Here is a 19,985-nt window from a genome sequence, read left to right on the forward strand (position 1 = left end):
TGGAATCAAAAGTCATGGCAGTCGCGGGGTAAGAGAGTCAGGTGGAATCGCAGGGGAGTGCAAAGCGGTGCGGTGCAAACGCTGATAGAGAGCCTCGTACTGTTGCCAGGTGCGCTCAAACCTCCAATGGCGCTGGTAATCGGCACGAGCAGCTTGCCCAAAATGTCTGCGCAGTTGAGGGTTGCTCAACAGTTGGGTTAACCCTTCCCGTAGAGCAGGTGCATCTTCTGGCGGGATCAACAACCCATTTCGCTGGGGATGCAGGGCCTCGGCAGTGCCACCCACATCCGTTGCCAAACAAGCTAAGCCAGCAGCCATCGCTTCTAGCAGAGAAAGGGGTAACCCCTCTAGGAGGGAGGGCAAGACAAATACCTCAGCCAAAGCCAGCCACTCCGGCACCCAAGCGGTGTGGCCGATCCAAAACACATCGGCGTCAAGGCCCAACTGCTGTGTCTGCTTTCGGAGCGGATTTTCCAGAGAGCCGGAACCCGCCATTACGAACCCCCATGCTTTGCGCAGAGCGGGATCCAATCCGGCAATGGCCTCTAGCAAATAGTGGTGTCCCTTTTCCGGTTCCAGTCGAGCAACCGTCAGGCAGAGCTTTTTTTTCTGCCCTGGCAGAGACTGCTGCAACTTGGCCACCTGCTCTGGCTCAGGCAAACGGGCTGTGATGCCGTTTTGGATAACGGCTCGACGGTAGGATGGCAGGTTAAAAAACTCAGCATGGTGACGATCCATCGCCTCGGAGCACCCCACCACCACATCTGCCAAAAGAGTGAAGCGGCGCCGGGTGGTATAGGCAATGTGGTTGGTTTGCACACTGGGGGGGCGATTGGGGATCCCTCGCAACAGGAGGGAGCAATAGCGATCATGCACATGCACCACATCAGGAGAATCACGGGCGATTCGCTGCCCAAACCGCAGCCAATCCCAAAGCTTGTTGCCGGTGAAAAACTGTTCTGCCCCCGCGTCTGCAAACACCTGTGCATCCCTGGCCAGGATGGATACCGTGTGCCCTGCTGCCTGCGCTGAGGCCTGCAAGTCCAGAACCACCTGAAGGGTGCCTGTGCCGGTTTTGGACTGGTAGAGAGCATGCAATATCTTCATAGCATTCCCAACTGTTCTGCCGAATCCCTCAAACTCTCAGCCCTAATCACTTGGGCATCTCCTTCCGCAGCAACCTCTCGGTCACTACTTCCAAGGCTTCTTCAAGTGCCCAGCCATGGTGTAAAACGACTTCTCGAAAGGGCCTACCCGTCAACTGGTGTTCCACCAGCGCTTGCTCTACTTGGGCGGGCTTAAGGATCCCCGATTCCGCCAGCATTTGGCCCAGAAGGCGAATTTTAGCTTCTTCGGGAGGCTGCATTCGCCGGACTGGAAGAGTCCGTTCTGCCGGATCAGCCTGCTCGACCCAAGACACCCGAAACCCTTGTAGGCGAGCCAAAGTCAACATCAAGACAAAGGTAGGATTTCCCAGCAGATAACGGACGGACAGTCGCTGTGGCTCACGAGACAGCCGGTACAACCATTCCAAACCGACATCGGACAACCACTTTGGACAGTCGGGTACCACGCCCGCCAAACGGTCAATCACAGCCCCACCGGAAAGAATCGCATTCACAGCCAGGCGCTCTCGATGTTGCTCAATCCAGTATTCTTGTCTGGGCATACCCATGCCAACGATCAAGATCTGGCAGCCGCTGGCGCGGATCGATTCCACGATGGCTGTATTCTCTTCAGAATCTTCCGCAGCAAAGTAACCATGATGCCCGGTTACCTGAAGATGGGGATAAAGCCGGCGCAAATTGCTCAGGGACTTCTCCAAATGAGTTGGGCTCCCCCCCAGCAAGTACAGAGACAATCCTTCCCGTTGGCAACGCTCCAGCAAAAGGGGCATGAGGATGCTGTAGGAAACTCGATACTCCACAGGCAGCTTCAGCTTGCCCAAGTAGCCAATCGCCTTGAGGATGCCAATACCGTCGCAATGGACGATATCTGCTGCCTGCAAGAAGCGATAGAACCGGGGACAGATCATCGAGAGGTTGAACCCATGCACATTGCAGTGGGCAATCACTCGGCGCTGGTTGTACCGACAGGCTTGCCAGATCTCTTCCACCAAAGCGGGAGCCGTCATACAGTGCAGTTGACGCCCCAGCAAATCCACAGCAAACACCTGCCCCAACGCTTTCGTCGGAACAGATGGTGGCAAAATTTGCAAGTGCGTGGACATCATCGGGAAAACCAGCTCTACCAGAAGGCCAAAACCTACCATTCAGCCTGAACTCCAAACCGCCACCGCCGTTCGGCAGCAAAGCCTGTGGAGGCAGACATTGCAAGTAAGACATGCACTATTGCCAAGTTCCATCTTTCTTAAGAATTTATTTATATTTGACCGAGTCACAAAGATGGTGCTCTCTGGCAGGAACAGATAGATACCGCAAAAATGCTTTCTGTGAGCAGATCATGGATAAATCTAAAGAAAATATAAAAAAAGATAGTCTTTTCTTTGGGACTAGGCAAACTCAGAGAGTATTCCGCTCTGCTTTTGAGGTCTTCTGCTGATGTGGGAGGGGCTCTGTACTTGAGTTGCGATCGTCTCTTGGGGTGAGTTGAGCGGGTTTGACACTGTGGAGCTTAACCATGAGCGTGTTGAAAGCTGCACCTGCTATTACGGTTGACAGCACTGTTGTGTGCATTGGCAACCAAGTTTCCTCCTCTCTTGAGGATGGAGCCGTCTTGTTGGATTTGGATTCTGGGGTTTACTACGGCCTCAACAGTATTGGCTTTTACATTTGGACTCTAATGAAGAGTCCGATTCGGATCGGCCATCTTCTGAGCTGTTTGCTAGAAGACTACGAAGTCGATCCACAGGTGTGCGAACAAGAGGTGCTGGATCTGGCCCGATCGCTTGCTTCGGAAGGGTTAATTCAGGTTGTGACCGAAGCCTGTCCTTGATTGGGATTCCAAACTTTCCGCTGTCTTCACATTCTCATCGGCTTGATCTTATGGTTTCAGAGTTGGTTTTACAGGCAGCAAGGCCCTCTTCAGCACTTTTGCCAGAGGAGATGTTGCTCAGCTTCCACTTTCACTGCTGGATCCTCAAGCAGTTCAAGGGATCTTTATTTGTTCAGCCTGATTCACAGTGGCGACGGGATTCCCTGACAGATTGGGATCCCCGCCCAGCCGTTCTCAGCTGGCTCCAGTACAGTTCTGCCCGACGCATTTTTCTTGACCCCTCTCTGTCGCAGCAGGACATCGATCTGTGGGCGGATTTGGCAGTCCAAACGGGTCGGCCAGCATCCATGCAGTTGACCACTCCGTCTCTGTTTTGGTTGCCGGAGCACCGTCATCCATTGCCCTGGCAGGTTAAGCGTTGGTCGGATCGTCTGGTGGCGGCTTTCGGCTTGTTGTGCTTGAGCCCGGTTTTTCTTGGGGTGATGGCGTTGATGTTCACCTCCTCTCCGGGTTCTTTCTTTTTCAAACAATGGCGGGTTGGGCATGGGGGTAGGTTATTTCGCATCATCAAGTTCCGCACCATGGTGCCCAATGCAGACAAACTGCACCATCAGGTTATGGGGAACCAAAACGGTTTGCACAAACGCCAAGATGACCCTCGCATTACCCCAATCGGACGCTGGATGCGCAAATACAGCATCGATGAGCTACCCCAATTGTTCAATGTGGTGTTAGGGCAAATGAGTTTGGTGGGGCCACGTCCTTGGGCTATTTACGACGCGATTCGGATCCCTGCCTCCTGCCGACATCGCATGCTTGCCCTGCCAGGAATTACTGGGGCATGGCAGGTTTCGGCACGTTCAACCCAGTTAGATTTGGAAGTTGTCAATCGCATGGATTTGCAGTACTTAGGTCATTGGTCTTTGCTCAAAGATTTATCAATTCTCTTGCAAACATTGCCCAAGGTTGCAACCGGTTTCGGCGCATTTTGAGGAATTTGACCATGAGTTATTTGTACATTGCCTACCCTGCTAGCTATGAAGGGGATCCCAGTTGGGCTAAGCCTGTCGGGGCGGGAGCTTCTTTAGAACATCTGCTCTGTAATGGTATTTTTTTGCGACAGGGAGAGATTCACATTTATCGTTGTCGGGTCTTGAGCGGAAATGGCTCTGGCAGCAGTTCTAGAGTGAAGTGCGAGAGCTTTTTGGGCACCTACTGCGCTACCTCTGAGGTCTTTCGGCCTGCTGAACCCAATTTGGTCTGGAGACAAACAGGTTGACCCATGCCCGACAAAGCTCCTGCTTCATCTCAGGCCTTACAGGTATGAAGCGGGAAAAGGCTGTAGTTTGTTCGATGCTCGTTAGGAAGGTGAGCCCGACCATGAATGTAACTGTCATTGGTACTGGTTATGTAGGCTTGGTAACGGGTGCCTGCTTGGCTCAAATCGGCCATCAGGTGATCTGTGTGGACAATAACCGCGATAAAATTGCGGCCCTACAAGCTGGAAAAATTCCAATTTACGAGCCAGGGTTAGAGTCGATTGTCTTTCGTCACTCTTATAGATTTCTAGATAGATCTCTGGATCATGAAATAGATCATGAAGCTGCATCCTCTCCTCCAGGATCCATTCAATTCACCACTGACCTCAATCGCGGCATCGAATTCGGGGACACTATCTTCATTACGGTTGGCACTCCGGCTTTACCCTCCGGGGATCCGAATCTGCAATACGTAGAAGCAGTGGCCCGTGGCATCGGACAGGGCTTAATCCGTACCCAAACGCGCTCTCGTTACCGAGTTATTGTCAATAAGTCCACGGTGCCGATTGGCTCCGGGGATTGGGTGCGCATGATGATTTTGGATGGAGCCGCCCAGGCAGCCAAAGAGGAATTATTGGTGGGCAGTTCAGTGTTGGCGGGATCCCACGGCAATCCTCGGCGCTTCGATCTGGAGTCTGTTTTGCCCCGCTTCGATGTAGTTAGCAACCCAGAATTTTTAAGAGAAGGCAGCGCCATTTGGGATACCTTCCATCCCGACCGCATTGTAATCGGCTCGGATAGCTCGACGGCAGTCGCGATCATGCGGCAGCTTTACGAACCGATCATTGACCGCAGCTGGGATCCCGAGGCAACAACAGACGAGCGACCGCCGGTACCCTTTTTGGTGACGGATTTGGCCTCAGCGGAAATGGTGAAATACGCCGCCAATGCCTTTTTGGCCACCAAGATTAGCTTCATCAACGAAGTAGCCACCATTTGTGAGCGGGTGGGGGCTGATGTGACGGAGGTGGCTAGAGGCATTGGTCTCGATTCTCGGATTGGCCCCAAGTTTCTCAACGCTGGTATTGGCTGGGGGGGCAGTTGTTTCCCCAAAGATGTCTCGGCGCTGGTGCGCACAGGGGCAGATTACCACTGTGCTACTCCCATTTTGGAAGCGGTGATCGAGACCAACCGGCAGCAACGGTTTCGGGTGGTGGAAAAGCTGCAGCAGGAATTGAAGGTGCTGAAGGGGAAAACCATTGGCCTGTTGGGGCTCACCTTCAAACCCAATACCGATGACATGCGGGATGCTCCTTCCCTGACGGTGATCGAACAACTGCTGAAATTAGGAGCCAAGGTCAAAGCCTACGACCCGATGATTCAAGCAAATGAGGGATCCCTGGCGGGGGTGCAGTTGGAGCGGGATGCCCTAAGCTTGGCCCAAGGATGTGATGCACTGGTTTTGGTAACGGAGTGGCCGGAGTTTGCCAGTGTGGACTTTGACTGTCTGGCGGCGGGGATGCGGCGAGCCTTGATCGTGGATGGCCGTAACTTTTTCTCACCCGAATTGATGCACCAAGCAGGGTTTACCTACATTGGCATGGGGCGTTGAGGTGAAGTGGGAAAGCCTTGCAGCAGGTGGCGGCTAAGGATTCCAAAGCCATGAACTTGAACGGTCTAACTCAAGTAGAGAAAGAGGATCCCTGACATGAAACGGCATGCTTTGGTTCTTGCCTGCACTCTTGGTTTGAGCTGTTTTCCTGTGGCGGCGATAGCGGCTGAACCTCAACTAAGCCTAGATGGCCGCCTAACCTGGCAGGAGCGTGCCTACATTCTGGGGCCTGGGGATCGGGTTCGGGTGACGGTTTTGAACGAGCCCAGCCTGAGTGGGGATCAGCAGGTGTTATTGGATGGCACCTTGGCCTTGCCTCTGGTGGGCACGGTACCGGTGGAAGGAATGACGCTCCAACAGGCGGCTGGAGACTTGGAAAGAAAATTTGCCTTTTATTTGAAATACCCTTCGGTCAGTGTCAGCCTTCTGGATACACGCGGTTTTCGCATCAATGTGGTGGGGGAGGTAACCCGACCCGGGGGCTACACAGTCTCTCCCAAGCAGGGTACAACCGGTGCGTCTGAAGTGCTGGAGGTGGGGGCCACCACCCTACGGGAAGATGTCCCTCGATTGACCCAACTGCTCCAATTAGCGGGCGGGATCACTCAAAAGGCGGATATCCGTAACATCGAGATCCGGCGGCAAACCCGGAATGGCGACGAGCAAATTTTGCAAGTCAACCTCTGGGAACTGCTACAAAACGGAGCAGCCAGTGAGGATCCGATCATCTACGACGGCGATACGATTCGGGTTCCGGTTGCCAGCCAGGTTAGCCCCGCTGAAATTAGCCAGCTCAGTGCCGCCAATTTTGCCCCGGACACCATCACCATCAATGTTGTCGGTGAAGTCACTCGTCCCGGCGCGGTTAGCCTCAGCCCGAATGCCTCTTTGAATGTGGCTATTTTGGCCGCAGGAGGATTTACCCCCAAAGCCCAACAGAGCGTGGAACTGATTCGTCTCAATCCGGATGGCAGTGTGGAAGCCCGGCAGATTGGGGTCGATTTTGCTCAGGGCATCAGCGAGGAGAGCAACCCTCCCCTACGCAACTCGGATGTGATTGTGGTTCGCCCCTCTGGTGCGGCGCAGATGTCCGATAGTTTGGATGTTGCCCTCAACCCGATCAATATTCTTTTGCGACCGCTCACCAGCATTGGTAACCTTTGGCGGGTGATCGACTTGCTAACACGCTAATCAATTTAGGGTAGGTGCTTTGTTCCTCTATTCTGGGTGGGATCCACCACTGACGGTTTGCCTATGCGTTTCTTGGTTACAGGCGGTGCAGGTTATATCGGTAGCCACACCTGCAAAGCGTTGGCCATCTCCGGCCATACCCCCATCACCTACGACAATTTGGTATATGGGCACCCTTGGGCCGCTCGCTGGGGCCCCCTAGAAAAGGGCGATATTGCTGACCGGGAGCGACTGGATCAGGTGATCAGACAGTATCAACCGGAAGGGGTGATCCACTTTGCCGCCTATGCTTACGTGGGAGAGTCGGTGCAGGATCCGGCCAAGTACTACCGCAACAATGTGGGTGGCTCCCTAAGTTTGTTGGAAGCGATGCGAGATCACGGGATCCCCTACATCGTCTTCTCCAGTACCTGTGCCTCCTACGGTGTACCCGAACGGATTCCGATCCCAGAAAGTCATCCCCAACGTCCGATCAACCCCTACGGCCAGAGCAAGCTGATGGTGGAACAGATGCTGCGGGATTTTCGCGTTGCCCACGGGATCCAATCGATTAGCCTCCGCTATTTTAATGCGGCAGGGGCGGATCCCGATGCCGAAATTGGCGAGGCCCACGACCCGGAAACCCACCTGATCCCCTTGGTGTTGGATGCCGCTAGCGGCCAGCGGCCCCACATCACCATTTTTGGCGATGACTACGATACCCCAGACGGCACTTGTATTCGAGACTATATTCACGTCACCGACTTGGCCCAAGCCCATATCCTAGCCGTGGAAGCCTTGGCAACCCATCAGCCTGTGCAACCCGCCTACAACCTGGGTAATGGTCAAGGCTTTTCGGTCAAAGAGGTGATCGCCACAGCCGAAGCGGTGACCCAAAGAGGGATCCCGGTTCAAATCGGGGCACGCCGACCTGGGGATCCCCCTCGCTTGGTGGGCGACGCCAGCGCCATCACACAAGACCTAGGCTGGAAACCCGCTTACGCCGACTTGGTTCAGATCATTGAAACTGCCTGGCGCTGGCATCAGAAGCAACCCTATTCCACCCAGTGAGCAGCCATGTATTCCGCCAGATCTACCACCCGCTGGGAGTAGCCCCACTCGTTGTCGTACCAGGCCATCACCTTGACCAGATCGCCACCCAGCACATTGGTCATTTCCGCATCCACAATTGCTGAGCAGTCATGGCCGCGATAGTCGATCGACACCAATGGAATATCGGAATAGGCGAGGATCCCTTTCATGTTGGTTAAAGAGGCTTCCCTAAGCGCATCATTCACCTCTTCAGCAATGACACTCTTCTCCGTTTGCACGACCAAGTCCACCAGAGAAACATTGGGGGTAGGTACCCGGACGGCCACCCCGCTCAGTTTGCCCTTCAGCTCTGGAATCACCAGCGCCACTGCCTTAGCTGCCCCTGTGGTGGTGGGAACCATGCTCAAAGCAGCCGCCCGCGCCCGACGCAGATCCCGGTGTCCACCGTCCAAAATGCGCTGATCGCCGGTGTAACTGTGGGTGGTGGTCATAGTGGCCCGGACGATACCAAATTTTTCCAGCAGCACCTTGATGATCGGGGTCAGGCAGTTGGTGGTACAGCTGGCGTTGCTGACGATGTTGTGCCGCACAGGGTCATAAGTAGCTTGGTTTACTCCGTACACAAAAGTGGGAATGTCGCTACCTTTGGCTGGAGCTGTAATCATCACCTTTTTGGCCCCGGCTTCGATGTGCTTGGAAGCGCCCTCATAGTTGACGAAGACACCCGTAGCTTCGATCACCAGATCCACATTCCAATCTTTCCAGGGCAGGTTACTGGGGTTGCGATCGGAAACGGTGTTGATGTGTTTGCCATTCACCACCAAACCCCGCTCGGCGGGCTCAACTTCCGCCCCTTGCAGTGGCCCCAGGATGGAATCGTATTTGAGCAGGTGGGCAGCAGTGCGAGAATCGGAAGTGTCATTGATGGCGACAATGTCCAGGTTGGACTGAGCGCGACCCAACCAACAGCGCAGAAAGTTGCGACCGATGCGACCAAATCCGTTGATTGCTACCCTGACCACTGCTCCTGACCTCGCTGCTTGAAATTCTTTAGGTGCTGCTTAGCACATGATATCGCAAGCCCTGGATATTCTGAAGGTAAAATTTGGGATCCCTGGGTTGAATCCTAGGGACATAAGAGGCTAAACCACTATTCAGAGAAGGGATCCGCAACCTTTCAAGAAGGATATCGCTGATGGAGCAGAGCCATGGCCGAGGCGACATTTTCCACCCCCCGCTGTTCCAATAGATCCGTAAACATACTGTCTATCCAGTACAAGCGTTCGCTGATGATGCCGCTCCAGGCGCGATACAGTTTCACTTGGACTTCTAGGGGCAAGAGGATTAACCCTTCTGTCGAGAGGCGTAGGGTTTGCACCTCCATCAGGCTCACAGCCGTAAAGGAGCGCCGCCGCCCCGTTAGCAGAGAAAGCTCCCCAAACACCCGCCCCGCATGCAAAGTGGCCAACAAATAGTCGCCTGGGTGCCGCACGTATTGCCGCCGCAGCTCCACCACCCCGCTCAGGAGCACATACAAGTCGCTGCTGGGATCCCCTTCCTGAAAAATCACATGGCCCGGTTGAAAGCGACTGGGCAACAGCGCCGTGGTCAGGGCTTGCCACTCGGCATCCTCCAGCGATTGAAACAGCAGGTGCTCACGAACACGCTCGAAGGGGAAATGGCGGATGCTACTCATGGGTGACTGGGGCCGAATCTGTCTCATCCTACCGTCGGAGGGAGGAGAGGAGATGAGTTGGGTTCCATAAGAGCGGGGAGATGTCTAGTCCTGGCCGTAAACCTGCCGTAAGCTTTCTAGCACTGCACCCGTCAGCTCAAAAAAACGCGGTGAGCGCCAAGTTTCGAACCCCCGCGGTTGTGGCAAGTCCACCGGGATCACCTTGGCAATTTGGCCGGGATTGGGGGTCATCACCACCACCCTGGTGGAGAGGAACACGGCCTCTTGAATGGAGTGGGTGACGAAGAAAACGGTCTTTTGTGTGGTTTCCCAAAGGCGGAGCAATTCTAGGTTCATTTTCTCGCGGGTGATCTCATCCAAGGCCCCAAAAGGCTCGTCCATGAACAGCAGCTCTGGGTCAAAGGCTAAAGCACGGGCGATCGACACCCGCTGTTGCATGCCCCCTGAGAGTTGCCAAGGATAGTTATGTAGGAAATTCTCTAGCCCCACCCGTTTCAGCATCGCCTTAGCCCGCTCTTGTCGCTCCCCTTTAGACAGATGCATCACCTGCAAAGGCAACATCACATTCTCCAGGGCAGTACGCCATTCCAGCAGGGTAGGAGCCTGGAAAATATAGCCGTAAAGGCGATCTTGTCGCGCCTGTTGCGGGGTTCGTCCGGCAATGGAAAGGGATCCCTCGCTGGGCTGCTCCAGATCCGCCAGAATGCGCAGCAACGTGGTTTTGCCACAGCCAGAGGGGCCGATCAAGGCGATAAATTCCCCCTGCTGCACCTCCAGATTCACATTCCGCAGCGCCACCACCTCTCCGGTTGGGCTGGGGTAGCGCTTGCCCACACCTCGTAGACTGACCAAGGCACCCACTTCGCTGGTTTGCAGGCCGGTGGAGAGGAGAGAAGGATTCATGGAAACGAAAATACCGAGGCGGAAACGTTATCCACCATTAGAGACGCAAACAGGCAGGTTGACCAGTCTGACAACAGCCATCCTTCTTCTGGCCGTTATTCTTCTAGCACGTAAGAGATGGCGTTTTTGTTGACGCAAATAAACTCTGCATGGGCAACCCGGCGACCGTTGACAAACATTTCTGAATCCGTCATGGCCACAAATGTACGTTCATCATTGAGCAAGCTGGAAACCCGTCGCTCGAACTCGGTGCCTTCCAAAAACACTTCCCCGCGAATATCCGTGCCATCGAGGGTGCGAATACGGATGCGTCGCCGCTCTTCCCCCACCGCTTGAGCTGTTTCATATGCCCCCCGCCGGGCTGCCTTTTTCATGGAGCGACCCGAGGTACTCATGGCATCACGCAAATCGTCGAATGGCTCGCCGTTCATCTGCTAACCTCAACTCGGATCTATCAGGTTTATAGCTGGATAATCGCTAAAAGGGGCAGATTGAGTGCTACCCACCGAGTTAAGATTAACACGATCGCCCATCCCCAGCTCGTAAGTATTCATCTTTCTTCGCTGCATCACCTGACCTATAAAGCAGTGAGAGCATCTACGGGGCTGAAAGCTAATCATGATTTCTCTCCTTGGGGTTGTTCTTGCAAATCAGCCCGAAATTCCGAAACTGAGCTGCTCTTTTGCAGTTGAGGATTGGGATAAAGTCCGTTCTGTAGCGTAAGCTCAGTGTCGAGTAATTTACCTAACTTAAAGTGGCCACGGGCTGAGCGTCCGCTAAGAGTTGTTGAGTTTGCAAATCGGTGATGGTGGCCAACAAGCGCCGGGATCCATCCACGGCAAATTCGATGCGGAGGCGATCTTCTCCGGCGCGGCCAGGAGGGGTAAGGTGGGCCAAACAAATGGGTTCGGGAGCCGATCCGGGGGCTGGGGCTTGGGCAAGGGAACGGAAATCCGTTTGGCGGGTCAGCTGACGGCTACTCATGCGCCCTAACTCGTCATAGATCACCTCGGACTGGGCCACCTGGGCCACTTCCCCCACATCCAGCCGAATCTCCGTTTGACCGTCGTTGGCCACCTGTAAAATGAGGGGATCCGGGCGCTGACAGGGATAGGGACAGCCCCGCTCAAACAGAGGGTAGTAGCTGTAGCTTTTTTGTGAGGGATCCCAGAGGCGAATGGCGTAGCTGTGGTGCAGATGGTCATCCAGCTTCACTTGGCGGCCCAGTTGCAGAGCGCCAAGGGCCACCGCATCGAAAGGGCGCTCACATTTAACCCGCTTTTTGCCGAAATAGGAGCGGATCAGATCTTGCACCACCGGTAGCTGGGAGCTACCCCCCACCAGCAGTACCTGCTCAATTTGGGCTTTGCTAAATCCCTTGGCCTGTGCCGTCAGGAGAATTTCATCCAGGCAATGGCGAATTTGATCCAACATCTGATGGCTTTCTAGGATCTCCTCCAGCATCTGGCGATCCAACCTCAGCTCATGGGCGATCAGGGTATCGTCATCGAACCAACTGCCCACCGCCTCAGATTGGCTAGAGAGAGTGATCTTGAGCTGTTCTGCCCTCTCCAGCAGGTTGAGCCAGCCCAGGGATCCGATTTGCGCTCGCGTTAGGCCCAGTTGCTCGAGCAGATACTCGGCAATCCAGGTATCGATATCCAGCCCGCCCACATAGGCATCCGACTTGGCGATTACTTCCGCTTTCAGGGTGGGATCCCCCGGTTGGGGGGCAAGGGTACGCACCAGGCTGAGATCCAGGGTGCCACCGCCAAAGTCTACCACCAACACCACCGCCCCCGGCTGAGCGACGGCATAGCCCAGGGCGGCTGCGGTGGCTTCATCAACAATTTGAATCGGATCCCAACCGCAGGCGCTGGCTACACCCCGGATCCAACTGAGATAGCGCTCGAAGGATCCCACCGGAGCCGTAAACACCACCCGTTCCGGTCGCAAGTGCTCTTTGGGGAGCGCTTCCATCACCGCTTGCAAAAAGGCTCGGGCGACGGTCTCGGCATCGTAGCGTTGGCCATCCAGCAGCCGAGGGGGAGGGACAAAATCTGCCACCAACTCCCGTTTGAAGCCCTGGAACAACCGCTGGGGATCCACTGTTCCCCAACGGCCTGAGCGCACGGTTTCTCCCACCAACAGTTGATCGGATCCTTTGACAAATACAAGGCTAGGAATGACAGAGTGGGCTTGTGCTGGGCGAGATAAGCCGGGAAAGGTGAGAGTACGGGCGCTTTCTTGGAGGGGATCCCAGCAACAGACGACGGTATTGCTGGTACCAAAATCGATGGCCAAGGCCGCAGCAGTAGGTTTTTTTGCAGAAGCCATTGTTAGCTCAATCCTCCTGGCAAAGAACGGCTGACTTTGGCTGGACAGAAAATATCTTCCCCCTGACGGTAGCCGACAAAGCGGATGTAAACGGGATCTCCAGCTTGAATATCCGGTTGATCCGGCTGATGCAGTTGCGGATTGAAGGGAACCGATTCTAGGGGGCTGCCGATGGGTTCGTACCCCCAGTGCTGGAGCAGGGCATCAAGGGAGCGGAAGAGGGCCGTGACATTCTGGGCGGGCCAGTCGGGTTTGCGCTGGGCGATCTGGCGAATGGTGGGGTAGCTAGTGAGCAAGGGTTGCAACAGAGAGAAGGTCGCGTCTGAGGAAGCAGGGGAATGGGGTAAAGGAGCTGATTGATCTTCTGATTGATCTGGTTTATCCGGGGCTTGGTTGCTGGGATAGATGAGATGGAACAGAGATTGCAACTCCCAATTCAAGGCTAACGCCAGCTGTTGCAGTTGTTGTAGGCGCAGGGATCCCCACTCTCCCCGGCGCAGATGATCGATGGCCCGCCGACTGACACCCGATTGCTTGTGCAAAGCTTGCCAAGAAGATATCCCTAGAGTTTGCATACGCTGGCGCAATGGTTCATCTAAGGGGTTCATGTGCTGTACCCGAGCGGCTCATCGGTATTCCCCAGGATAATCACAGCCCCTTCAGATACCCATTGGCACCGGTCGGGATCCCGGAGAATGGTCGGTTGGCTTGTTGGTGCTCCACCAGCCGACCCAATTCTCGCTCGAAGGTGACCAAGGCGCGGTTGGTTTTGCCCCCCAAGTAGAGGCCGGACTCTGCTTGCAAGGCCCAGATTTGGCTATGGCTGAAATAGCTCATCACCACCCCCACCATCAACAGCCCAAACCCGAGATATACCCAAGGGATGCCGGGATCCGACTTGATTTGCAAGCCTGTAGAGCCAATCACCTCATCCAGATGCAGGGTGAGCCGATCGTTCAAGGCTAAACTCATGCCCTGGCGCAGGGATCCGATCCATTGGCCGTCGTTGTTGTAGAGCAGCCCTGTCCCCTGCAGATCCGGCAATAGCAGCGTCAACCCCTCACTCAGATCCGGTTTGGTGGGCACAAAAGCTCCCCAAAGTTTGCTGCCCGACTCCGTACGCACCGACACCACCGGGATCTGAAAGCTGGGGCTGTTGTTAACACGGATACGGGCACTATCGATGCTCCAGTCCGCTTGATAGAGGGTAACTCCCTGATAGCTGAGGGGATGATTCACGGAAATGGTCTGGTGTTTGGCTTCTACGCCCTGATCGAGAATGGAGAGATCTGAATAAAACTGCTTGACGCGACCCTCCGGAGAATAGTCGATCCAGAATCGGTTCACCCGAATTTGCCAGGTGGGCGGGTGGGCCAGATCCCCGGCGCCGGTTAGGTGTTGAATGGGGGCGGTGCTGCCGCTGGGGATCAACTCTTGGGCCTTGAAGCCGCTGATGCTGCCCCAAATGGCACCCAAGAGAATTAGCAGCATGCTGACATGCACCAGAATTGGGCCGATTTTACCGATCAAACCCTTACGGGCATATAGCTGGTTGCCCTCCTGAAACACTGCGTAGCCCTGTTGACGCAGATATTCCGGGATCCCTTGCAATGTTCTTTGGGGTAGATAAGTGCGAAACGGCAGGCGCTGAAAAGACTGCGGACGGGTGAAGTAGCTCCAGCGACGGGCTACCTTCAGCATCGGCCATTGGCGGGTAAAAGAACAAGCGGTGAGACTGCTGCCAAACAGGATCAAAATCGCCAGAAACCAAGGGGTGCGATAGACATGATCCAATCCGACATTTAAAATCACCCGCCAGGTGAGGAAGCCAAACAGGGCGGGGTGTTCTGGATAGTGGGCTTGATAAAAAGCAGCGGTTTCCTCTTGCTCGATCACCGTGCCTGTGGCGCTCAAAAGGGCAATCACCAGCAATAGGCCAATCGCCAAGCGCAAATCCGCCAACAACGGCAGCAGCTCATGACGAAAATACCGCCGCACGGAAGAGACCAAAGCCATGGGCAAAAACCTAAGCAAAATTGATAGAAGGAGACCCGTCCACCGTTCTGGCTACGCAAGGTGCGGAGCACCATCTTAGCCCGCACACAGGGCTCCCTTTTCAAGCCCAAGCAGACAAGAGGGTGAGGGTGCCAAATCCAATCAGTACCACCCCACTGGCATAGGTGAGCCAGCCCGACCAGCGCCGCATCGACAACAGTTGTTTGAGAGTTCCGGTAAACACTCCCGCCAATACTAGCGGCGACACCAACCCCAACCCATAAGCCAACAGCAACCCAGCCCCCACCCACGGTTGCCCTGTGGTGGCAACCCAACCCAGCAAAGCCACCAAAACCGGTGTGCTACAAGGGGAAGCCACCAAGCCAAAGGTCAAACCCAGTAAAACGGCCCGACTCAGCGCTGGCCACTGCCCCGGAATCTCGATGCGGTTCGCCCAGTTGGGAAAGCGCAGCGGGATCACTTCCAACAAATTCAAGCCCATGAGGATAGCGATACCCCCCATGACATAGGGCCAAAAGGATCCCGTTTGTCCGTAAACCCGGCCTAGTAGGGCTGCCCCCAAGCCCAATAGTGTCAGGGTAAAGGCAACTCCAACTGCAAACCCTAGGGACAGGATCCAGGCTTGCCAGCGGATCCCGTCGGTGGCTGCGTTGGAATTGGGAGTATAGCCGCCGATATAACCAATGGTGATCGGGAGCATGGACAACATGCAGGGGGAAAGACTGGTGAGTACTCCGGCTAAGCCCACCACCAACAGGCTGAGGGGAGACAGGTGCTGAAGCTGAAACTGAACAAGCTGAGTCGCCCATTGCTCCAGGTGATAGAGCCAAAGCTGCACGGCATCAAACATACGGGATCCGAATCTATTTCCTTGAGTTTAACAAGGAGTTTAACAAGCGAATGCAACCCGAGCTGGGATCCCCAAGCATGACCCATAATCAAGTGTTACTGCTATTCCTGTTCTCGGAACAATGAAGTTGAATCTAAACACTAGTAAATGTCTGAGAATGTCTCAGAACATCTTATCTTCATCACTGACGATACAACCCGTCAAGACAAGTTGCTCCAACAACACAGGGATTGCTATTAGGAAGCCACTTGGATCCCAGTTTCCATACGCTCTCGTGTCAGAGCTAGGTTCATTTTCTTCAGCCATTGCAAAAGGTTCTCTAATTGCTGAGGTGGGGTCATCATCCCCAATCCACGCACAGTCACTTTACCAGATTGATAGACAAAGCGAGGTTGTAAATGGGAGGGAAGGGTTTCCTTGAGGCGATTCCAAGCGGGCTCTTCCATGGGTGTTTCTAGCAAAATATGCTCTTTGGCTGGTTTAATGCGCGAAAAACCAAGGGAACGGGCTATCAACTTTAATTCCATCACCCGCAGCAGTTCCTGAGTGGGTTTGGGTAAGGGGCCAAAACGGTCTTGCCACTCCTGAGTAATTTGAAAGAGTTCTACTCGAGAACTGGCTGTGGCCAATTGTCGGTACGCCTGCATTTTTTGATCCCCATCAGGTATATAGCTTTGTGGGATCATGGCTGTTACATTGAGGTCGATTTGGGTATCTTCTACCTGTGGGATCTCTTGGCCACGAATTTCTTTAATGGCATCCTGTAACATTTCCAGGTAAAGATCGAAGCCCACCGCATTGAGCTGGCCCGATTGTTGGGTTCCCAACAGATTTCCTACACCGCGAATTTCCATGTCTCGCATCGCCAATTGATAACCGGATCCCAGCTGGGTAAATTCTTGAATAGCCCGTAGTCGTTTGTGGGCATCTTCACTGAGTACCCCATTTTCTCGGTAGAACAGCCAGGCATGGGCTTGGATCCCGGCCCGACCGACCCGACCCCGCAATTGATAGAGTTGGGATAGACCAAAAGCCTGGGCATTTTCGATCAAAATCGTATTCACTCTTGGAATATCTAGCCCGGATTCGACGATGGTGGTACAGACTAAAATGTCGGTTTCGCCGTTGTTGAAGCCGAGCATGGTAGATTCCAACTCACCTTCTGGCATTTGTCCATGGCCGACGGCAATGCGAGCCCCAGGCACCCATTCCCGCAGTTTGGTGCTGGTTTCTTCAATACCTTCAATGCGGTTGACCACGTAAAAGACCTGCCCACCCCGATCCAATTCTTGTCGAATGGCGGTGCGAATCACCTCAGGGTTGTAGGGAGAAAGATGGGTTTTAATTGGGCGGCGGGAAGGGGGAGGGGTTTGAATGAGGCTCATTTCCCGCAGGCCAGATAGAGCCATGTAGAGGGTGCGGGGAATGGGGGTAGCAGTGAGGGTGAGGACATCTACCTGCGTTTTGAGGGCCTTGATTTTCTCTTTTTGATTAACGCCGAAGCGTTGCTCTTCGTCGATCACCAACAGTCCGAGGTTTTTGAAGTGAACTTCTTTTCCCAAGAGTTGATGGGTACCGACAACCACATCTAATTCGCCACTTTTGAGACGATATAAGATCTCTTTTTTCTCTTCATTACTGCGGAAGCGATTGAGCAAACCAACTTGGATAGGGTATGGGGCAAATCGCTCTTTCAGGGTGTGGTAATGTTGCTGGGTCAGGATGGTGGTCGGGGCCAAAAGGGCCACTTGTTTTCCGGCGCTAACTGCCTTAAATATGGCGCGAATGGCTACTTCTGTTTTCCCGAATCCGACATCTCCGCACACCAGTCGATCCATGGGGCGATGAGATTCCATATCCTGCTTGACTTCCTGTATGGAGCGAATTTGATCGGGGGTGAGGGTGTAAGGAAAGGAGTCTTCCATCTCCTGTTGCCAGGGGGAATCGGGGGGAAAGGCAAAACCTGTTTGTTCGGCCCGCTTAGCGTAGAGTTCGAGTAGATCAAAGGCAACTTTTTGAATGCTTTTTTTCACCTTCTGTTTGGTCTTTTCCCAGGCACTCCCGGACATTTTGTTGAGGGTGGGAGGGGCATCGCTACTGGGGCGGTAGCGAGATAGGGAATTGACCTGGTCGGCGGCCACTCGCAACAGGCCATCGCTGTACTGAATCACCAGGTACTCACGGGTTTCGTTGCTAACCGTCAGGCTCTCCAGTTTCAGGAACTTGCCAATGCCGTGGGCTTTGTGAACGACAAAATCGCCGGGTTGTAACAAGTTGGGATCCACCTGGCGGGAGCTGGCTTGGCGGCGTTTGCGCACATAGGTGGGGGTGGCGAGGCTGTGTTGGCCGAAAAACTCGCGGTCGGTGAGCAGCGCTAGACGTAGGGTGGGCAGGATAAATCCTTCCAATTCCGCCAAACCGGAATACTTGAGGGCGATCGGGGTATGAGATTCTACTTGTCGATCCAGGGCCGGAAAATCTTTCGGGTTGGGTACGTATTGGGCGGGGCAATCGTGTTCTTGCAGTAGAGCGACGACTCGGGATGGTTGGGCAGAAACAATCCACACCTGTAACTGTTGCTTACGGTGTTCCCGGATCGTCTTGGCCAAGGATCCGAATTGGTGGGGAATGGCTTGAACGGCTCGCCCTTTGAAATCGACGGGGGCGGGTTCTAATCCATTTGGAGCGGGGGAAGATAAGGATTTAGCGGTTAAGCGCCGGAAGGGATCCCAGTCTGGGGCATTGAGGTCGAAGGGACGGTGAAAGGGTGGGAGGGCTGGTTCTGTGGCTTGGGCTAGCTGCCATTGTTCTTGGGCGTGGTAGAGCCATTGTTGGCTGTGGGCCTGGCATTGCTCCGGTTCGTCGATCAGGATCAGGGTAGCGGGATCCAGATAGCTGAGCAGGTTGGCGGGTTGATCGTAGAGCAAGCCCAAAAAGCGGCGGAGACCCTGGGGTTGATGGGCTGGGTCGCTCAACTGAGCTTGCAGGGTTGGGGGGAGGCGATCGGCTTTGGCCTCCAGAGCGGGCTTTAGGATCGGGCTATAGCCGGTGGGGGTGAGCCAAATGTGGGGGATCCCGTCCTGAGAGCGCTGGCTGACGGGGTCAAATTCCCGCAGTTTTTCTAATTCATCTCCAAACCACTCCAGGCGTACTGGCCATTCGGAGGCAACTGGAAATACATCGAGAATATCCCCCCGTTGGCTCCACTGCCCCTCACTTTCCACCAGGTTGACCCGTTCGTAGCCGAGGCGGGCCAGGTGTTGTCCCAGGTGTTTCGGGGATAGTTCCATACCTACTTCCAACCGGAAACAAAAGGCTCGAAAGACTTCGGGAGGGGGAAGGTGGGGTTGTAGGGCTCGCTCAGTTGCCACCCAAGCAACCTTTTTTTTGCCCTGAATGCGATCCGCCAAAACTTGGAACTGCCCCCATACCAGCTCGGGTTCCAGATCAAATGGCTCGTAGGGGGAGGCTTCGGAGGTGGGATAAAACTGTACTGTGTCCCAACCCATGCCCTCGAGTTGGGCTGTCCAGCGACCGGCTTCTTCTAGGGTGGCAGTGATGACCAACAGGGATCCCTGTTGGGCCACGGCTGAAGCGATCAACCCCTTGGGGATCCGCCCCAAACCCTGAATTTCTGCCCGCTGCTGGGATCCCAGTTGTGCCGAGAGATCCTGAATCAGGCTGGATTGAGCCAAGAAGCGTACCAATGGGATAAAAGACATCCTCACCCCCAAACGCAAAAGCGGATCCCTAATAATAAAAATAGATAGGGATCCCAATTTTGGCAGGCTGAACGGGGGATCAGCAGCCGTTAGCTAGGGATACTTTCGTTGACGCTCTCGGGGGTGCGGGGCGCGGTGAGAGCTTCTAGTTCGGCTCCGGAAGGCATTCTCTCCCAGAATTCGGCCAAATGCTGTAGGCCAACAAAGCCCAACTGCCACAGGATCAAAGCCAAAGGGCCGCGCTGTTGCTTCTGGATTTTTAGGGCTAGGGCCAACTGTTTGGGTTGGAGAATATGTTTCTGCTCGGCGAACTGGCAAAACTGCCGATCCGATTGGCTGAGCGCTAACAAATCAGGCGCGGTCGGTTCCATAGGTCTAGCTTCACAGAGGAAGCGGAGCTTTGAGTTAGTTC

At 54.6% G+C, this 19,985-nt stretch carries 18 protein-coding genes; 6 read left to right on the top strand and 12 right to left on the bottom strand.

Features of this window, described 5'->3' with window-relative positions; all coding sequences use genetic code 11:
• Nucleotides 1-12 precede the first annotated feature (12 nt).
• Nucleotides 13-1,107 (bottom strand): glycosyltransferase family 4 protein, encoded by a 1,095-nt coding sequence (locus L1047_RS06185; RefSeq protein WP_235278005.1) that lies wholly within the window; start codon nt 1,105-1,107, stop codon nt 13-15.
• Between the two features lie 46 nt (nt 1,108-1,153).
• Nucleotides 1,154-2,233 (bottom strand): WecB/TagA/CpsF family glycosyltransferase, encoded by a 1,080-nt coding sequence (locus L1047_RS06190; protein ID WP_235278006.1) that lies wholly within the window; start codon nt 2,231-2,233, stop codon nt 1,154-1,156.
• A 407-nt stretch (nt 2,234-2,640) separates the two neighbouring features.
• Between L1047_RS06190 and L1047_RS06195 the strand changes: the two genes are divergently transcribed.
• The 6 genes from L1047_RS06195 to galE all read left to right on the top strand — a co-directional run bounded on the left by L1047_RS06195 (nt 2,641) and on the right by galE (nt 8,067).
• On the top strand, nt 2,641-2,955 hold the full coding sequence (locus L1047_RS06195; RefSeq protein ID WP_235278007.1) for a PqqD family peptide modification chaperone: 315 nt from the start codon (nt 2,641-2,643) through the stop codon (nt 2,953-2,955).
• A gap of 50 nt (nt 2,956-3,005) precedes the next feature.
• On the top strand, nt 3,006-3,947 hold the full coding sequence (gene hepC / locus L1047_RS06200; RefSeq protein ID WP_235278008.1) for a heterocyst development glycosyltransferase HepC: 942 nt from the start codon (nt 3,006-3,008) through the stop codon (nt 3,945-3,947).
• Between the two features lie 11 nt (nt 3,948-3,958).
• On the top strand, nt 3,959-4,234 hold the full coding sequence (locus tag L1047_RS06205; RefSeq protein ID WP_235278009.1) for a hypothetical protein: 276 nt from the start codon (nt 3,959-3,961) through the stop codon (nt 4,232-4,234).
• 101 nt (nt 4,235-4,335) lie between these two features.
• The gene (locus L1047_RS06210; protein ID WP_235278010.1) at nt 4,336-5,826 is read left to right on the top strand and encodes a UDP-glucose dehydrogenase family protein; all 1,491 of its coding nucleotides are present in this window, start codon (nt 4,336-4,338) and stop codon (nt 5,824-5,826) included.
• 96 nt (nt 5,827-5,922) lie between these two features.
• Nucleotides 5,923-7,017, top strand: coding sequence for a polysaccharide biosynthesis/export family protein (locus L1047_RS06215; protein ID WP_235278011.1), 1,095 nt, complete (start codon nt 5,923-5,925; stop codon nt 7,015-7,017).
• A gap of 63 nt (nt 7,018-7,080) precedes the next feature.
• Complete coding sequence (galE, locus tag L1047_RS06220) at nt 7,081-8,067, top strand: UDP-glucose 4-epimerase GalE (RefSeq protein ID WP_235278012.1); 987 nt, start codon at nt 7,081-7,083, stop codon at nt 8,065-8,067.
• Here galE and gap read toward each other — a convergent pair.
• The 10 genes from gap to L1047_RS06270 form a co-directional block, all read right to left on the bottom strand.
• Nucleotides 8,052-9,071: a type I glyceraldehyde-3-phosphate dehydrogenase gene (gene gap / locus L1047_RS06225; protein WP_235278013.1), complete on the bottom strand. Its 1,020-nt coding sequence runs from the start codon at nt 9,069-9,071 to the stop codon at nt 8,052-8,054. The genes galE and gap overlap by 16 nt on opposite strands.
• A 155-nt stretch (nt 9,072-9,226) precedes the next feature.
• Nucleotides 9,227-9,745, bottom strand: a complete 519-nt coding sequence (locus L1047_RS06230; protein ID WP_235278014.1) for a cyclic nucleotide-binding domain-containing protein — start codon at nt 9,743-9,745, stop codon at nt 9,227-9,229.
• 84 nt (nt 9,746-9,829) lie between these two features.
• Nucleotides 9,830-10,648: an ABC transporter ATP-binding protein gene (locus L1047_RS06235; RefSeq protein ID WP_235278015.1), complete on the bottom strand. Its 819-nt coding sequence runs from the start codon at nt 10,646-10,648 to the stop codon at nt 9,830-9,832.
• A gap of 95 nt (nt 10,649-10,743) precedes the next feature.
• Nucleotides 10,744-11,079 (bottom strand): DUF6812 domain-containing protein, encoded by a 336-nt coding sequence (locus L1047_RS06240; protein WP_235278016.1) that lies wholly within the window; start codon nt 11,077-11,079, stop codon nt 10,744-10,746.
• A 313-nt stretch (nt 11,080-11,392) separates the two neighbouring features.
• The gene (locus tag L1047_RS06245) at nt 11,393-12,985 is read right to left on the bottom strand and encodes an Hsp70 family protein (RefSeq protein WP_235278018.1); all 1,593 of its coding nucleotides are present in this window, start codon (nt 12,983-12,985) and stop codon (nt 11,393-11,395) included.
• Between the two features lie 2 nt (nt 12,986-12,987).
• Nucleotides 12,988-13,593 carry a helix-turn-helix domain-containing protein gene (locus tag L1047_RS06250; RefSeq protein WP_235278019.1) on the bottom strand — a complete coding sequence of 202 codons (606 nt, stop codon included), beginning with the start codon at nt 13,591-13,593 and terminating at the stop codon, nt 12,988-12,990.
• A 40-nt stretch (nt 13,594-13,633) separates the two neighbouring features.
• Nucleotides 13,634-15,001: a cytochrome c biogenesis protein gene (locus L1047_RS06255; protein ID WP_235278020.1), complete on the bottom strand. Its 1,368-nt coding sequence runs from the start codon at nt 14,999-15,001 to the stop codon at nt 13,634-13,636.
• 100 nt (nt 15,002-15,101) lie between these two features.
• Complete coding sequence (locus L1047_RS06260) at nt 15,102-15,851, bottom strand: cytochrome c biogenesis protein CcdA (RefSeq protein WP_235278021.1); 750 nt, start codon at nt 15,849-15,851, stop codon at nt 15,102-15,104.
• A gap of 236 nt (nt 15,852-16,087) precedes the next feature.
• Nucleotides 16,088-19,573 carry a transcription-repair coupling factor gene (gene mfd, locus L1047_RS06265; protein WP_235278022.1) on the bottom strand — a complete coding sequence of 1,162 codons (3,486 nt, stop codon included), beginning with the start codon at nt 19,571-19,573 and terminating at the stop codon, nt 16,088-16,090.
• An 89-nt stretch (nt 19,574-19,662) separates the two neighbouring features.
• The gene (locus L1047_RS06270; protein WP_235278023.1) at nt 19,663-19,944 is read right to left on the bottom strand and encodes a DUF2949 domain-containing protein; all 282 of its coding nucleotides are present in this window, start codon (nt 19,942-19,944) and stop codon (nt 19,663-19,665) included.
• Nucleotides 19,945-19,985: the final 41 nt, after the last annotated feature.

The sequence above is a fragment of the Synechococcus sp. Nb3U1 genome, assembly GCF_021533835.1.
GTDB lineage: Bacteria > Cyanobacteriota > Cyanobacteriia > Thermostichales > Thermostichaceae > Thermostichus.

Coding starts and splice junctions, on each gene's coding strand:
- L1047_RS06185 (WP_235278005.1), bottom strand. CDS start 1,107: ATGAAGATATTGCATGCTCTCTACCAGTCCAAAACCGGCACAGGCACC.
- L1047_RS06190 (WP_235278006.1), bottom strand. CDS start 2,233: ATGATGTCCACGCACTTGCAAATTTTGCCACCATCTGTTCCGACGAAA.
- L1047_RS06195 (WP_235278007.1), top strand. CDS start 2,641: ATGAGCGTGTTGAAAGCTGCACCTGCTATTACGGTTGACAGCACTGTT.
- hepC (WP_235278008.1), top strand. CDS start 3,006: ATGGTTTCAGAGTTGGTTTTACAGGCAGCAAGGCCCTCTTCAGCACTT.
- L1047_RS06205 (WP_235278009.1), top strand. CDS start 3,959: ATGAGTTATTTGTACATTGCCTACCCTGCTAGCTATGAAGGGGATCCC.
- L1047_RS06210 (WP_235278010.1), top strand. CDS start 4,336: ATGAATGTAACTGTCATTGGTACTGGTTATGTAGGCTTGGTAACGGGT.
- L1047_RS06215 (WP_235278011.1), top strand. CDS start 5,923: ATGAAACGGCATGCTTTGGTTCTTGCCTGCACTCTTGGTTTGAGCTGT.
- galE (WP_235278012.1), top strand. CDS start 7,081: ATGCGTTTCTTGGTTACAGGCGGTGCAGGTTATATCGGTAGCCACACC.
- L1047_RS06230 (WP_235278014.1), bottom strand. CDS start 9,745: ATGAGTAGCATCCGCCATTTCCCCTTCGAGCGTGTTCGTGAGCACCTG.
- L1047_RS06235 (WP_235278015.1), bottom strand. CDS start 10,648: ATGAATCCTTCTCTCCTCTCCACCGGCCTGCAAACCAGCGAAGTGGGT.
- L1047_RS06240 (WP_235278016.1), bottom strand. CDS start 11,079: ATGAACGGCGAGCCATTCGACGATTTGCGTGATGCCATGAGTACCTCG.
- L1047_RS06245 (WP_235278018.1), bottom strand. CDS start 12,985: ATGGCTTCTGCAAAAAAACCTACTGCTGCGGCCTTGGCCATCGATTTT.
- L1047_RS06250 (WP_235278019.1), bottom strand. CDS start 13,593: ATGAACCCCTTAGATGAACCATTGCGCCAGCGTATGCAAACTCTAGGG.
- L1047_RS06255 (WP_235278020.1), bottom strand. CDS start 15,001: ATGGCTTTGGTCTCTTCCGTGCGGCGGTATTTTCGTCATGAGCTGCTG.
- L1047_RS06260 (WP_235278021.1), bottom strand. CDS start 15,851: ATGTTTGATGCCGTGCAGCTTTGGCTCTATCACCTGGAGCAATGGGCG.
- mfd (WP_235278022.1), bottom strand. CDS start 19,573: ATGTCTTTTATCCCATTGGTACGCTTCTTGGCTCAATCCAGCCTGATT.
- L1047_RS06270 (WP_235278023.1), bottom strand. CDS start 19,944: ATGGAACCGACCGCGCCTGATTTGTTAGCGCTCAGCCAATCGGATCGG.